Source organism: Microbacterium sp. UBA3486, from assembly GCF_002377845.1.
Taxonomy (GTDB): domain Bacteria; phylum Actinomycetota; class Actinomycetes; order Actinomycetales; family Microbacteriaceae; genus Microbacterium; species Microbacterium maritypicum_A.
The window spans coordinates 13891-27428 of record NZ_DFQP01000091.1 but is presented as its reverse complement, the minus strand read 5'-3'; the positions used below and the strand labels follow the sequence as shown (position 1 = coordinate 27428).

The following is a 13538-nucleotide window of genomic DNA, read 5'->3' as shown; positions in this document are numbered from 1 at the left end:
TCGGCGGCACCATGCGCCTCGGTCTGTACCAGGCAGCCCTGGCGGAAGGCTCGCTCGCCCGTGAGCTCTACGGCGCCCCCGAGGCCTCCGAGCGTCACCGCCATCGCTACGAGGTGAACAACGCCTACCGCGACCGTCTCTCCGAGGCGGGGCTGGTGTTCTCCGGACTCAACCCGGAGCTCGACCTCGTCGAGTACGTCGAGCTGCCCCGCGACGTGCACCCGTACTACATCGCCACCCAGGCGCACCCGGAACTGCGTTCGCGTCCGACCGCCCCGCACCCGCTGTTCCGCGGGCTGGTGGGCGCGGCGATCGATCGGCACCGCGCGAGCGAGCTGTTCGACGTCAGCGCGGACGACTGAATCGAGCAATCGAGCGATGATGACGGAGTCGACGGAGAGCCTCCGGGACGAGACCTTCGAGCCGGAGGTTCTCGAGAGCGACCTCGTCTATCGCGGCAGGGTCTGGGACGTGCGCTCTGACCGCGTGCGCTATGGCGACGGCGAGATCGTGCGGCAGTACGTCGCCCACACCGGCGCGGTGGCGATCGTCGCCCTCGACGAACAGGGGCGGGTGCTGCTGATCCAGCAGTACCGCCACCCGATCCGCCATCGTGATTGGGAGCTCCCGGCCGGACTGCTCGATGTGGAGGGCGAAGAGCCTCTCGAGGCCGCCCGGCGTGAGCTCGCCGAGGAGGCCGACCTGGTCGCCGTCCACTGGGAGCCACTGGTCTCCTCGTGGACGACGCCCGGTGGGAACGACGAGATCATCCATGTGTTCCTCGCGACCGGCGTCCGACCGTCCGGTGCGGCGCACGATCGCGAGGACGAGGAAGCGGATATCCGGGTGGAGTGGGTGTCGCTGGCCGATGCGGTCTCTGCGGTCATGGAGGGTCGGATGCGCAATGGGATCCTCGCGATCGGCGTGCTGGCGGCCTCGCAGAGGTTGCGCGACCGGGGCTGAGGATGCAGCTCGAGCGCGCCCTCGACGCCTACCTGCGTCATGTCACGATCGAGCGTGGTCTGAGCGCGCACACGATCGCGGCCTACCGGCGCGACCTCGAGGGATACCGGGAGTGGTTGGTCGCCGAGGGGATCGACGACACCGGCGAGGTGACGCCGGCGACGATCGACCGATTCATCGCGGAACGGGCCTCCGCGGAGCCGCCACCCGCGTCGACGAGCCTCGCACGCTTGCAGTCGTCGGTGCGGGGATGGCACCGCTTCCTCGCACGAGAGGGCATAGAGGCCGACGACCCGAGTGGTCGGCTCCGCCCGCCGAAGGCGCCGCGACGGCTGCCCAAAGCCCTCACGATCGAACAGGTCGAGCGTCTGCTCGCCGCGCCGTCTCCCGAGGCGCCGCTCGGCATCCGTGATCGCGCTCTGCTCGAGCTTCTCTTTGCGACCGGTGCGCGCGTGTCCGAGGCGATCGACCTCGATGTGGACGACCTGGCGCACGGCGATGTGCTGCGGCTGCGGGGGAAGGGATCCAAGGAACGCATCGTTCCGCTGGGTTCCTACGCGCGCGCCGCCGTGGACACGTATCTGACCCGTGTGCGCCCCGCCCTCGCCGCCAAGGGTCGCGCCTCGGCCCGGCTCTTCCTCGGGGCGCGAGGCGCCCCGCTCTCCCGCCAGAGCGCGTGGCTCGTCATCCGCGCGGCAGCCGAGAGCGCCCAGATCACCGTGGACGTATCGCCGCACACGCTGCGGCACTCGTTCGCGACGCATCTCCTGCAAGGGGGTGCCGACGTGCGTGTCGTGCAGGAACTGCTCGGCCACTCCTCGGTCGCGACGACGCAGATCTACACGCACGTCTCGGTCGACGCCCTTCGCGACATCTACGCGACGTCGCACCCGCGCGCCCGGTGACCTCGCGGCGCCGGCCTGGCGTCTGCCGCGTGCCGAGGCAGCTGAGCGGGGGCCCGGCCGGTACAATCGACCAAGCACGACGGAGCAGGAGAACGGGTGGCTGAGAAAGTGGCGAAGTCCAGGGCGAAGGCGCAGAAGGCCGACGAGACCCCCATGGGACCCACCGGCCGCCCCTATCACGGGTTCCCGATCCCGGAGCCGCTGAAGTCGCACGGCCCGGCGCGCATCATCGCGCTGTGCAACCAGAAGGGCGGCGTCGGCAAGACGACGACCTCGATCAACCTCGCCGCTTCCCTCGCGGAGTACGGCCGGAAGGTCCTCGCCGTCGACTTCGACCCGCAGGGTGCCCTGTCGGCCGGCCTCGGCATCCCGACGCACGATGTGCCGACGATCTACGACCTGCTGCTGGACACCAAGCGCGACGCGCACGATGCGATCGTGCACTCGAGCGTCGAGGGTCTCGACGTCATGCCGGCCAACATCGACCTCTCTGCCGCAGAGGTCCACCTCGTCAACGAGGTCGCGCGCGAGACGATCCTCGCACGGGTCCTGCGCCAGGTGGCGGGGGAGTACGACGTCATCCTCATCGACTGCCAGCCGTCCCTCGGCATCCTCACCGTGAACGCGCTGACCGCGGCGCACGGCGTGATCATCCCCCTCGAGTGCGAGTTCTTCGCCCTGCGCGGTGTGGCGCTGCTGATCGAGACGATCGACAAGGTCCGCGACCGGCTGAACCCGTCGATCACGATGGACGGCCTGTTGGCGACGATGTACGACCCGCGCACGCTGCACTCCCGCGAAGTTCTGGAGCGGGTCGTCGAGGCATTCGGCGACGATGTGCTGGAGACCGTGATCGGCCGCACCGTGAAGTTCCCCGACGCGTCGGTCTCGGGCGTGCCCATCACCGAGTTCGCCCCCGAGCACGCTGCCGCTCAGGCGTACCTGCGGCTGGCGCGGGAGCTGGTCGCCCGTGGCGCCGTCGCCTAGCGAGGGGCCTGTCGACGCAACGCTCGAGGAGAGCGCGGGCGATGCCGCGGCCACAGACACGGCAGGCTTCCGGGTGTCCCTGTCGAACTTCGACGGCCCCTTCGACCTGCTGCTGAATCTCATCTCGAAACATGAGATGGACATCACCGAGGTGTCGTTGAGCGCGGTCACGAACGAATTCATCGCGTATCTGGGGGAACTCGACGACGATGAGGACCTCGACCAGGCCTCCGAGTTCCTGGTCGTGGCCGCGACCCTGCTCGACATGAAGGTGGCGGGACTCCTGCCGCAGGGCGAGCTGGTGGATGCCGAGGCGGTGGCCCTTCTCGAGGCGCGTGACCTGCTGTTCGCCCGCCTGCTGCAGTACCGGGCCTTCAAGGAGGTCTCGACGTGGTTCGCTCGCTGTCTGCAGCGCGAGGATCGTCGACACGTCCGTGCCGTTCCCCTCGAGGAGAAGCACCGGCGGCAGACTCCGGAGCTCGTCTGGTCGCTGAGCGCCGACGACTTCGCCGCGCTCGCGCTACTGGCGTTCGCACCCAAGGAGATCCCGCACGTCGGACTCGACCATCTGCACGCACCGCTGGTCAGCATCCGCGAGCAGGCGGCGATCGTCGTGACACTGCTGCGTGGGACCGAGTCGGTGAGCTTCCGTGAGCTCGTCGCGGGCGTCACGGAGCCGGGCATCGTCGTCGCGCGCTTCATCTCGGTGCTGGAGCTCTATCGGCACGCGGCGCTGTCCTTCGAACAATTGGAACCGCTCGGCGAGCTGACGCTCCGCTGGGCCGCCGACTCCTGGTCGGACGAGACGCTGGCGACCCTGGGAGCCGATTATGACCGATGACGTGACGGAGACCGACGCTGTGATGGAGACCGACGACGCGGCGGGGACCGACCCCACGGGGTCGGAGGATCAGACCTCGGACGCTGCCGGGACGGCACCCGAGATTCCCCTCGCCGAGCGGGTCGAAGCGATCCTCTTCATCGTGGATGAGCCGATCGGCCTCGTCGCGTTGGCTGCCGCCGTCGGGTCGCCGGTGCCAGCCGTGCGTCAGACACTCGAGATGCTCGTCGAGGACTACGACGGCCGGAGCACGGGACCACGGCGCGGCTTCGAGCTGCGCGAGGTGGGCGGCGGGTGGCGACTGTACGTCCGCGAAGATCTCGATGCCATGGTGGCCGAGTTCGTCGGAGGGCAGGCCCCGGCGCGACTGTCGCAGGCAGCGCTCGAGACATTGGCGGTCATCGCTTACAAGCAGCCGGTGACGCGCAGCCAGGTCGCCTCCATCCGCGCGGTGAACGTCGACTCCGTCGTGCGCACGCTGCTCGCCCGCGGGCTGATCACCGAGCTGTTCGCGGACGCCGAGACCGGCGCGATCAACTACGGCACGTCCGACGCGCTTCTGCAGCACCTGGGCATCAACTCGCTCGACGAGCTGCCCCCGATCTCCCCGCTGCTCGATGACGGTGCAGACGGCTTCGACGAAGGGACCATCCGATGACAGGCTTCGACGCCTCGACAGACTCCGAGGCCGCGCCCGAGGGCGTGCGCTTGCAGAAGGTGCTCGCCGCGGCAGGCGTGGCCTCCCGCCGCGTGGTGGAGCAGTACATCGCCGAGGGGCGCATCCGCGTCAACGGCATCGTCGTGTCCGAGCAGGGGCGACGGATCGACCCCGAGCGCGACCTCGTCGACGTGGACGGTACCGCGATCCAGCTCGACGTCTCCAAGCGCTACGTCATGCTCAACAAGCCGACCGGCGTGGTGAGCAGCATGAAGGACGAGAGCGGCCGCCCCGACCTGCGCCGCTTCACCGAGAAGTACGAGGAGCGCCTCTACAACGTCGGCCGCCTCGATGCCGAGACGAGCGGTCTGCTGATCCTCACGAACGACGGCGCGCTCGCCCACGTGCTGGCCCACCCGTCTTTCGGCGTGACCAAGGTGTACATCGCGAAGGTCGAGGGCACAGTGCTGCCGCAGACGATCTCGAAGCTGACGAAGGGCATCGAGCTGGAGGACGGACCGATCGCCGCCGACAAGGCACGGCTGTTGGACACCTCCCGCGAGGAGAGCCTGGTGGAGCTGACGCTGCACTCCGGTCGCAACCGCATCGTGCGACGCATGCTCGCGGCGGTGGGCCACCCCGTCACCGAACTGGTCCGCCGGCAGTTCGGTCCGCTCCACCTGGGAACCCTCCCGGCCGGGAAGACGCGGGAACTGAGTAAAATCGAACTCGGCGCGCTTTTGACCCTGTCGCGCCGTGATTCCGGTGTCGCCGAGGCGCCAGGCGAGCAGGAGAACGAATGACCGATACGACGAGTGCGCCCACGGGGCGGAGAGCGGGCGTCGTCGCGCCGCGCCTCTCCGGTACCGTCCGCATCGTCGGCGCCGGACTCCTCGGCGCGAGCATCGGCCACGCCCTCCGCGCGAAGGGGGTAGATGTCGTCCTGACCGATGCCTCGCCCGCCCAACTGCGTCTCGCCGTCGACTACGGCGCCGGAAGGATCTCGAACGAGGACGATCAGCCGTCCCTGGTCGTTGTCGCGGTGCCGCCGGATGTCACTGCCGACGTGATCCAGGCCGAACTCGAACGGTTCCCAGAGGCCGTCGTCACCGACGTCGCGAGCGTGAAGCTCGAGCCTTTCCGTGCACTCCAGGCGCGCGGTGTCGACCTCACCCGCTACATCGGCTCTCACCCGCTCGCCGGTCGTGAGCGCGGGGGCGCCATCTCAGCGCGTGCCGACCTCTTCATCGGGCGCCCCTGGGTGGTGTGCCGTGATGAGGAGACGAGAGCCTCCGACCTCGCCCTCGTCGAGGCCCTCGCGCTCGACGTCGGAGCGACGCCTCTCGAGATGACTCCGCAGGAGCACGATCGTTCGGTCGCGCTGACCTCGCACGTGCCCCAGGTGGTCGCGAGCCTGCTCGCCGGTCGCCTCGCCGAAGCGGAAGAGGGGGCGCTCCGCCTTGCGGGCCAGGGCGTCCGCGACACCACACGCATCGCGGCATCCGCCCCCGAGCTCTGGGTGCAGATCCTCGGGGCGAACGCGGCACCCGTGGTCGAGATCCTCGATGCGCTGGCCTCCGACCTCGGCGAGATCTCCGATGCCCTGCGTGCGCCGAGCGCTCCGGGCGCCCGCCGCATCGTCGCCGAGACCATCCGGCAGGGGAACGACGGCGTCGAACGGCTCCCCGGCAAGCACGGACAGAATCAGCGTTTCGAAACCCTCGTCGTGATGGTCGACGACACCGCGGGTCAGCTCGGCCGGCTGTTCGGAGAGCTCGGCGAGCTCGGTGTGAACGTCGAGGACCTCCGCCTCGAGCATTCGCCCGGCGCGCAGTTCGGCCTCGCCGAGATCAGCGTCGATCCCGCGGCGCTGCATGGCGCGATCACCGGGCTGCAGGAACGTGGATGGCGCATCGCTGGGAGCACGAATGACTGATATCTCGACCTCTGCTGCGGACGCCTCGGCGACCGACGCGCACAAGTTCATCGCGATCGACGGGCCGGCCGGATCGGGCAAGTCCAGTGTCTCGAAGGCCGTCGCCCGCGCACTCGGTTTCGGCTACCTCGACACCGGCTCCGCCTACCGCGCACTCGCCTGGCATGTGCTCGATCGGGGCGCCGACACCGAAGACCCTGAGGCCGTGCGCACGGCAGCGGCAGACTTCCCTCTGACGCTGGGGCTCGACCCCGACGAGCGGACGGTGCTCGTCGGCGACGTCGAGGTCACCGAGGCCATCCGAGACCCGAGGGTCTCCGGCGCGGTGAGCGGCGTGGCACGCGTGCCCGAGGTTCGCGCGCAGGTCAATGAGCTGTTCCGCCGTATGGTGTCGGAGTCGTCGTACCCCGCCGTCGTGGTGGAGGGCCGTGACATCACGACCGTGGTCGCCCCCGACGCTCCGGTGCGGATCCTTCTCACCGCAGCTCCCGAGGTGCGGGCTGCACGACGTGCCGGCGAACTCGCCGGCGAGAACGCGGCTGCTGTCGCCGCGGCGCTGCACAAGCGTGATGCCTCAGACAGTGCCGTCGTCGACTTCCTGAACGCCGCAGAAGGCGTCGAGGTCGTCGATTCGACGGAACTCGATTTCCCCCAGACCATCGACGCCGTCCTCACGGTGATCGAACGAATCCAAGGAGCACACCGTGGCTGACGACGAATACGAAGGCGGCCCCGACCAGCTCGCCGAGAAGATGGACCAGCTCGACGAGCATCTCGCCGAGCAGCGCGCGGAGACGCTGCGCGCCGGCCTCTCCGACTACGAGCTGGACGATGAGGACGCGGAACTCCTCGCGGGCATCACGCTCGGCGAAGACGGTATCCACTACAGCCCGGCTCTTCCCGTGGTGGCGATCGTCGGACGACCGAACGTGGGCAAGTCCGCGCTGGTCAACCGCATCCTCGGCCGCCGCGAGGCCGTCGTCGAGGACACCCCCGGTGTCACCCGTGACCGCGTGACGTACAAGGCCGAGTGGGCCGACCGTCGCTTCTCGCTCGTCGACACCGGCGGGTGGGAGCCCGACGCGCGCGGCATCGACCGTTCGGTCGCGATGCAGGCCGAGGTCGCGATCGACCTCGCCGACATGGTGCTGTTCGTCGTCGACGCGATGGTGGGGGCGACGTCGACCGACGAGCACGTCGTGAAGCTGCTGCGCAAGAGCGGCAAGCCGGTGTTCCTCGTCGCCAACAAGATCGATGACGCCCGCCAGGAGCCGGAGACCGCAGCGCTGTGGAGCCTGGGCCTCGGCGAGCCCTGGCCCGTGTCGGCGATCCACGGACGCGGCGTCGCCGATCTGCTGGATGCCGTGCTCAAGAAGCTTCCCGAGGTCTCGGCCGTCGCGAAGCAGGAGATCGGCGGACCGCGCCGCGTGGCCATCCTCGGTCGTCCGAACGTGGGCAAGTCGTCACTGCTGAACAAGGCGGCAGGCGAGGAGCGCGTGGTCGTCAACGATCTGGCCGGCACCACCCGTGACCCGGTGGACGAGGTCGTGGAACTCGGCGGGAAGATGTGGCGTCTGGTCGACACCGCCGGTATTCGTCGTCGCGTGCACATGGCGCAGGGGGCCGACTTCTACGCCTCGCTGCGCACTTCGGCCGCGCTGGAGAAGGCCGAGGTCGCCGTCGTCGTTCTCGACGTCTCGGAGTCGATCAGTGAGCAGGACGTACGCATCATCGATCTCGTGCTGGAGTCGGGCCGCGCGCTCGTGCTCGCCTTCAACAAGTGGGACCGTCTGAACGACGACGATCTCGAGAACGCCGACCGCCGTCGCTACCTCGAGCGTGAGATCGAGCAGGATCTGGCGCACGTCGCCTGGGCCCCGCGGGTGAACATCTCGGCGAAGACCGGGCGTCACCTCGACAAGCTCGTGCCCGCGCTGGAGACGGCCCTGGAGAACTGGGACCGTCGTATTCCGACGGGCAAGTTCAACGCGTTCCTCGCAGAACTCGTGGCGGAGCACCCGCACCCGCTGCGCGGCGGCAAGCAGCCGCGCATCCTGTTCGGCACCCAGGCGTCGACGCGCCCGCCGACGTTCGTGCTGTTCACGACCGGTTTCCTCGACCCCGGGTACCGCCGGTTCATCCAGCGGCGTCTGCGCGAGCTCTACTCGTTCGAGGGCACGCCGATCGTGATCAACATGCGCGTGCGCGAGAAGCGTCAGCGCTGATCTGTTCCGGCGCATGTCGCGCCGTGGTGCTGTGACCCCGATGCTGTGAAAGGCTGAAGGGGTGACTGTCGTACCTCCTGCTTTCGGTGAACCGCGTCGCCCCGAGGGGCCGCGGAACCCCGGTGATGCCTGGGTGATCGCGGAGTCGGGGGAGAAGTACTGGGGGCGCTTCGGTGCTGCCGGGCTTCTCGCCTATGACCCCGCACGTGGCATCCTGCTGCAGCATCGTGTCGCGTGGAGTCACTTCGGTGGAACCTGGGGCTTGCCGGGCGGCGCACTCCACGAGGGGGAGAGCGCGATCGCGGGAGCGATCCGTGAGGCCCAGGAAGAGGCGGGCGTGCCGGACGGTGCTGTGCGCGCCCGGTTCACGAGCGTTCTCGATCTGGGTATCTGGTCGTACACGACCGTCGTCGCCGACGTCCGGGAGCCTTTCGAGCCAGTGATCAGCGACCCCGAGAGCGTCGCGCTCGAGTGGGTGCCGGTCGATCAGGTGTCGTCACGACCGTTGCACCCCGGTTTCGGTTCGTCGTGGCCGGCGCTGCTCGAACTGCTCGACGTGCGGCCGGCGATCGTGGTGGATGCCGCGAATGTCGTCGGCTCGGTCCCTGATGGGTGGTGGAAAGACCGCGCGGGCGCCGCAGCTCGTCTTCGTGCGCGTCTGGAGGGACTGGCGGTCCCCGCGCACGCGCTGGAACTCGCGGGCGATGAGTGGTTCCCCGACGTGTCGATGGTGGTCGAGGGGCAGGCGCGAGGTATCGAAGACCAGGCCGGCACGGTCTCGGTCATCCGCGCGGAAGCCGCGGGTGATGACGCGATCGTCGCCGAGGTCGAGCGCCGTGTCGCGATGCAGCAGCTGGTCGTGACCGTCACGAGCGATAGGGGCCTCCGCGATCGCGCCGAGAGCGCCGGAGCCGCGCACATCCGTTCGGCCGGGTGGTTGCTCGATCTCTTCGCGGCCAACGGCTGACTTTCGCCCCAAGCCCCGCGCACTGTTCCCGCGCGCTGTTCCTAGCGCGCTGTGGTCCTAGCGCGGGTCCTGCGCGCTGTGGTCCTGCGCGCTGGGGTCCTGGGCGCTGTGGTCCTGACGTCGTGATTCAGACGAACATCACGCGCCGGGGCGGCGGGTCGGCATAGTCGCGGCCCAGCGGACTGTGCCACGTGATGCTGCCGTCCTTTTCCTGCTGAGCGGTCCAGCGATACGGATCGGGAATGTCCGGATGCTTGAGCGCGTGGTGGCCCCGGCAGAAGTGGCCGAGGTTGTCGAGCCTGGTCTTCCCTCCCTTCGCATGATCGTGGTTGTGGTCGATCTCGCTGCGGTGCGCCGGCATGCGGCACCCCGGGAAGCGGCAGTGTCGGTCACGCGCGCGCAGGAACCGTCGCATCCCTCGGTCGGCGTATAGGTGTCTGTCTCGACTACCATGCCTGTCGGGTCGAGGAACAGACGGGTCCAGCCGGTGTTGCGCCCCGCCAGCTCCCGGACGATGTCGGGGCTCAGGGGGCCGAGTCCGTCGAGCTCGGCAGGGCGGTCGTCGACGCCGGTGAGCGTGGTTGCCGCGACGGTCACCTGAATGCGGGCCTGGATGCCGTCGAGGGCGTCGCCGTGTGTGGTGCTCGGCTCTGCGGTCAGGAGCAGATCCGAGAACAGGTCCGCCTCGGTCTGCTTCCACGTTCGGGTGTCGGCCGGGAAGTGCGTCACTTCGGGATCTGTCGCGAACGTGTCACCATCAGCACCGTGGATCACGCCACCATCGACGAAGTCGACCGATGGGTCGTCGAGGGGAGGCTCATCGGGGTGGTCTACCTCGTCGTCGAACCACCAGGGCTGGGGCAGGATCTCGCGGGTGTCTCGGGCCCGCACGACTTCGCGCGTCATCCGGTTGAGCCGGTCGGAGATCGCGGTGGCTATCCACTCGGGGAGCACCGCCGTGAGAAGTGCCAGGCCGTCGTCGAGTGCCCTCACCGTCACACATCGTTCTTCTGCAGCGCGACGGTGCCTCTCCACGAGCGTCTCGCCGACGAGGGCAGCGGCGACCTGGCGTGCATGGGCGCGCGTGCGCGCTGCCGTGTCGCGTTCGGCGACGACGAGCGCTGCGGTTTCGAAGAGTTCCATGACCGCGGGATCGGCCTTCCTGTTGCGGATCGCTTCGGCGACGAGCGCGCAGGCCCTGGCGATCTCTCGCACATGTCCGACGCTGATCATGCCGTCGGCGAATGCGGCACGGACGGCCGGGAGATGGGTGTGAAGGGTATGGGCATCGGCGAAGGCGAACTCCATCGAGCCTTTCGACACGTGTCCGGCAGCGGAGAACTCCGCGATCATCGAGCGATGGATCGCCTCGCGATGAAAAGGGCTCGCGGAGACATCGGCGTCGTGGATGGCGATCTGCTCCGTCAGCAGGTCTGCGGCCTCGGCTTCGAGTGCGGCGATCCGACGTCTCGTGTCGACCCACGCGTCCAAGACGCGCCGTCGTTCCTCGAGATCGAGGTCGAGATCAGTCGAGAGGGCCATGCCTCAAGAGTAGAACAAAGCTTCGAATATCGTAAGGTGTGGTGGTGGTGCATGCCGAGATATCAGTGAAAGCTCTCGTCGTTCCGCCCCCGCAGCTTGTCGATGTCGCGGCGTTCTCGCTTGGTGGGGCGCCCGGCCCCGCGGTCGCGGAGTCCCAGCGCTGCCTGGGGTTCGCGCTCGGGAGTGCGATCCTCGTAGGCGAGCGCGGCCACCGGGGCCCCCACACGTTTGACCAGAAGCTGACGGACGATGAGGATCCGATCGAATCCCGCGATGCGTATGCGCAGTTCATCTCCGATGCGAACCTGCTGCGCGGCCTTCACCTTGTCTCCGTTCACCCGTACATGCCCCGCTCGGCATGCAGTCGTCGCGGCCGACCGCGTCTTGTAGACGCGGATCGCCCAGAGCCAGCTGTCGACGCGGGCGGCATCCATCAGGTGCTCCTCTTCCGCAGTGTCACGAGGGCGCCGGCGACGATCAGGCCTTGGCCGATCGTATAGGTGAGCATCACTGCAGGGCTGCTCCAGGACGGCAGCGAATCGGGGAGGAACAGGCGGAAGGCGAGGATCGTGTCGCTGGCGAGGAAGAAGGCCCCGCCGACGGCGATGAGAGGGTGACAACGCGCCGAGAATGCCGCAGTTCCGCCGAGCACGAGCCCGTAGGCGGCGACGGCGATGAACAGATCGCCCGTGTGCGAACCCAGGGTCGTGATCATGCCCGCCCACCAGGCGGCGTACACCAGCGCCCACCAAGGCATGCGCCGGACGGACAGGTGGCGCGCGAACAGCACGATGTATGCCACGTGGGCGATGCCGAAGAAGGTCAGCATCAGAGGCAGCTCCGGGCCCTGAGGGAAGAAGGTGCCGGCACCGTCGCCGAGCCAGGAGAACGACAATGCCGCGACGAGGAGGACGAGCGTGATTCGCGGGGAGAGACGTCGCGCGGAGACCAGCACCGGAACGGCCAACAACGGCATCAGCAGCAGCTTCGTGGTCGCAGCGAGCGGGTTGTCGATGGCCAGGAGGATGACGTGCAGGAGGGACACCACCGCGAACGGGAGAAAGGCCCACATGAGAGCGTGGCGCGGGGAGCGACGTTGCATCCCGCCATCGTAGGGTTCGCCCTGACCGGGGGCGACGGGCATCGTCGTCCCCCGCGTCGGACCCGGCGTCATCCCGCTGTTCACGATTCGACGGTGACCTGCGCGACGCTGTCATCGACACCGAGGTGCACGGCCGGCCAGTAGCCTTCGGGGAAGTGCTCTCCGCAGTTGTCGGTGAGGTGCAGGATGACGGTGCCGTCGGAAGCCGCCTCGATCGCCTCGATCGTGAGGTCGGAGGCGGCTTCGTCGAGTTCCTGAGGTTCAGGGGCACCCGTGCTGAAATTCGCGACGACCGCGTCGGTGGCGATCCGGTGCACGATGTCCAGTCGCTTCACCGCGTCACGCATGCGGGGAAGGAGCGGTGCGACCTCGTCGGAGCTCGTGCCCTCCAGCATGAGCTCGACCTCGGTGCCCTCGACGGAGGTGGTGCCGACGAACCAATCGTGCGTCAGTACCGTGCCGTCGGTGAGTTCCGAACGGGCACGGGTGAACGTGCCGAGTTCGGGATCGTCGATGGTCGCGTTCTCGTCGGTCATGCCTTTCACGCTAGTGGCTTCTGGGCGATCGTCAGCATGGGGCGAGATCGAGGGCGACCAGCGCGCGACCTGGTTTGAGCTCGGTCTTCTCGGTGAAGCCGGCGGAGAGGAACGTGCTCAGGGTGCCGTGGAACAGGTCGTTGGTGCGCTTCCTCTCACCCCCGGTGTCGACGGGATACCCTTCGATCAGGCGGGCCCCAGAGTTTCGGGCGTAGTCCACCGCCGCGCGCAGGAGTTCGAGGTTGAGCCCGGCACCGCGGTGTTCTCGGCGCACCACGAAGCACGTCACTGCCCACACTGATTCGTCGTGGAACGGCTCGGTGCTGGCCGCCGCGATGATGCGGGTGCGGGGAACACGCGCCTGGCGGGTGCGGGGACCGATGCGGATCCAGCCCGCGGCCTCGCCGTTGACGTAGGCGATGATTCCCGGCGGCGGGCCGTCGTCGATCTCGGCGCGGAACATCTCGATGCGTTGCGGAGTCGTTGTCGCGTTCCAGTCCTTGTTGCTGAGCACCGGCCAGATGCACTGGCAGCTTGCTCCATCCCCGCCGCCGGTGAGCGCGTGCTGCACGTCATCCCAACGAGCGGTCGTCGCCACCTCGGTCGTGATCGTCACCATGCCGTGACGCTACGCCGGGCATCCGACACTCGCAACGCCTCGGTTCGCGGAGGGGGTGGAGATACGGCTAAGATAGGGGAGTTGCCTGCGCGAGAGCGCAGAACAACGGGCTGTGGCGCAGCTTGGTAGCGCACTTGACTGGGGGTCAAGGGGTCGCAGGTTCAAATCCTGTCAGCCCGACCGCAAAGCCCCGGAGAACCGCGAAGTATGCGGATCTCCGGGGCTCTTTTCATGTCCGAGAACGCTACTCGGATCCG

16 protein-coding genes, 1 tRNA gene and 1 pseudogene are annotated in these 13538 nt (G+C 68.4%); 12 read left to right on the top strand and 6 right to left on the bottom strand.

Annotation, left to right across the window (positions count from 1 at the left end; all coding sequences use genetic code 11):
* The 11 genes from B2869_RS14450 to B2869_RS14400 all read left to right on the top strand — a co-directional run.
* The coding region (locus B2869_RS14450; RefSeq protein WP_414683279.1) for a glutamine amidotransferase-related protein at positions 1–362 on the top strand (362 nt) is incomplete at its 5' end.
* Positions 363–381: 19 nt separating this feature from the next.
* On the top strand, positions 382–963 hold the full coding sequence (locus B2869_RS14445; protein WP_292767994.1) for an NUDIX domain-containing protein: 582 nt from the start codon (positions 382–384) through the stop codon (positions 961–963).
* 2 nt (positions 964–965) lie between these two features.
* Positions 966–1868 carry a site-specific tyrosine recombinase XerD gene (gene xerD / locus B2869_RS14440; RefSeq protein WP_292767992.1) on the top strand — a complete coding sequence of 301 codons (903 nt, stop codon included), beginning with the start codon at positions 966–968 and terminating at the stop codon, positions 1866–1868.
* Positions 1869–2021: 153 nt separating this feature from the next.
* On the top strand, positions 2022–2855 hold the full coding sequence (locus B2869_RS14435) for a ParA family protein (RefSeq protein ID WP_168441067.1): 834 nt from the start codon (positions 2022–2024) through the stop codon (positions 2853–2855).
* Entirely contained in the window at positions 2839–3696 is an 858-nt protein-coding gene (locus B2869_RS14430; RefSeq protein ID WP_021199275.1) for a segregation and condensation protein A, read from the top strand. The genes B2869_RS14435 and B2869_RS14430 overlap by 17 nt, the downstream gene beginning before the upstream one ends.
* A complete protein-coding gene (gene scpB / locus B2869_RS14425) occupies positions 3686–4354 on the top strand; it encodes an SMC-Scp complex subunit ScpB (protein ID WP_292767989.1) in 669 nt (222 codons plus the stop codon). Before B2869_RS14430 ends, scpB begins: the two co-directional genes overlap by 11 nt.
* Positions 4351–5157, top strand: a complete 807-nt coding sequence (locus tag B2869_RS14420; RefSeq protein WP_021199277.1) for a pseudouridine synthase — start codon at positions 4351–4353, stop codon at positions 5155–5157. The genes scpB and B2869_RS14420 overlap by 4 nt, the downstream gene beginning before the upstream one ends.
* Positions 5154–6290: a prephenate dehydrogenase gene (locus B2869_RS14415; RefSeq protein ID WP_292767986.1), complete on the top strand. Its 1137-nt coding sequence runs from the start codon at positions 5154–5156 to the stop codon at positions 6288–6290. The genes B2869_RS14420 and B2869_RS14415 overlap by 4 nt, the downstream gene beginning before the upstream one ends.
* Positions 6283–7002 (top strand): (d)CMP kinase, encoded by a 720-nt coding sequence (gene cmk, locus B2869_RS14410; RefSeq protein WP_292767984.1) that lies wholly within the window; start codon positions 6283–6285, stop codon positions 7000–7002. The genes B2869_RS14415 and cmk overlap by 8 nt, the downstream gene beginning before the upstream one ends.
* Positions 7003–7042: 40 nt before the next feature.
* Positions 7043–8515 carry a ribosome biogenesis GTPase Der gene (der, locus tag B2869_RS14405; protein WP_208323601.1) on the top strand — a complete coding sequence of 491 codons (1473 nt, stop codon included), beginning with the start codon at positions 7043–7045 and terminating at the stop codon, positions 8513–8515.
* Positions 8516–8576: 61 nt separating this feature from the next.
* Positions 8577–9482, top strand: coding sequence for an NUDIX hydrolase (locus B2869_RS14400; protein ID WP_292767981.1), 906 nt, complete (start codon positions 8577–8579; stop codon positions 9480–9482).
* Between the two features lie 127 nt (positions 9483–9609).
* Here B2869_RS14400 and B2869_RS14395 read toward each other — a convergent pair whose 3' ends face one another.
* The 6 genes and pseudogenes from B2869_RS14395 to B2869_RS14370 form a co-directional block, all read right to left on the bottom strand.
* Positions 9610–9843, bottom strand: coding sequence for a hypothetical protein (locus tag B2869_RS14395; protein WP_292768001.1), 234 nt, complete (start codon positions 9841–9843; stop codon positions 9610–9612).
* 122 nt (positions 9844–9965) lie between these two features.
* Positions 9966–11024 (bottom strand): annotated as a pseudogene (locus B2869_RS14390) (DUF222 domain-containing protein); the annotation flags it as partial.
* A 62-nt stretch (positions 11025–11086) separates the two neighbouring features.
* A complete protein-coding gene (locus tag B2869_RS14385; RefSeq protein ID WP_021199283.1) occupies positions 11087–11458 on the bottom strand; it encodes an RNA-binding S4 domain-containing protein in 372 nt (123 codons plus the stop codon).
* Complete coding sequence (locus tag B2869_RS14380; RefSeq protein ID WP_292767978.1) at positions 11458–12126, bottom strand: lysoplasmalogenase; 669 nt, start codon at positions 12124–12126, stop codon at positions 11458–11460. The genes B2869_RS14385 and B2869_RS14380 overlap by 1 nt, the downstream gene beginning before the upstream one ends.
* Positions 12127–12206: 80 nt before the next feature.
* On the bottom strand, positions 12207–12662 hold the full coding sequence (locus B2869_RS14375; protein WP_292767975.1) for a hypothetical protein: 456 nt from the start codon (positions 12660–12662) through the stop codon (positions 12207–12209).
* Between the two features lie 31 nt (positions 12663–12693).
* Positions 12694–13281, bottom strand: a complete 588-nt coding sequence (locus B2869_RS14370) for a GNAT family N-acetyltransferase (protein ID WP_292767972.1) — start codon at positions 13279–13281, stop codon at positions 12694–12696.
* 106 nt (positions 13282–13387) lie between these two features.
* On the opposite strand from B2869_RS14370, the gene B2869_RS14365 reads away from it, so the two are divergent.
* Positions 13388–13461, top strand: a tRNA-Pro gene (locus B2869_RS14365).
* Positions 13462–13538: the final 77 nt, after the last annotated feature.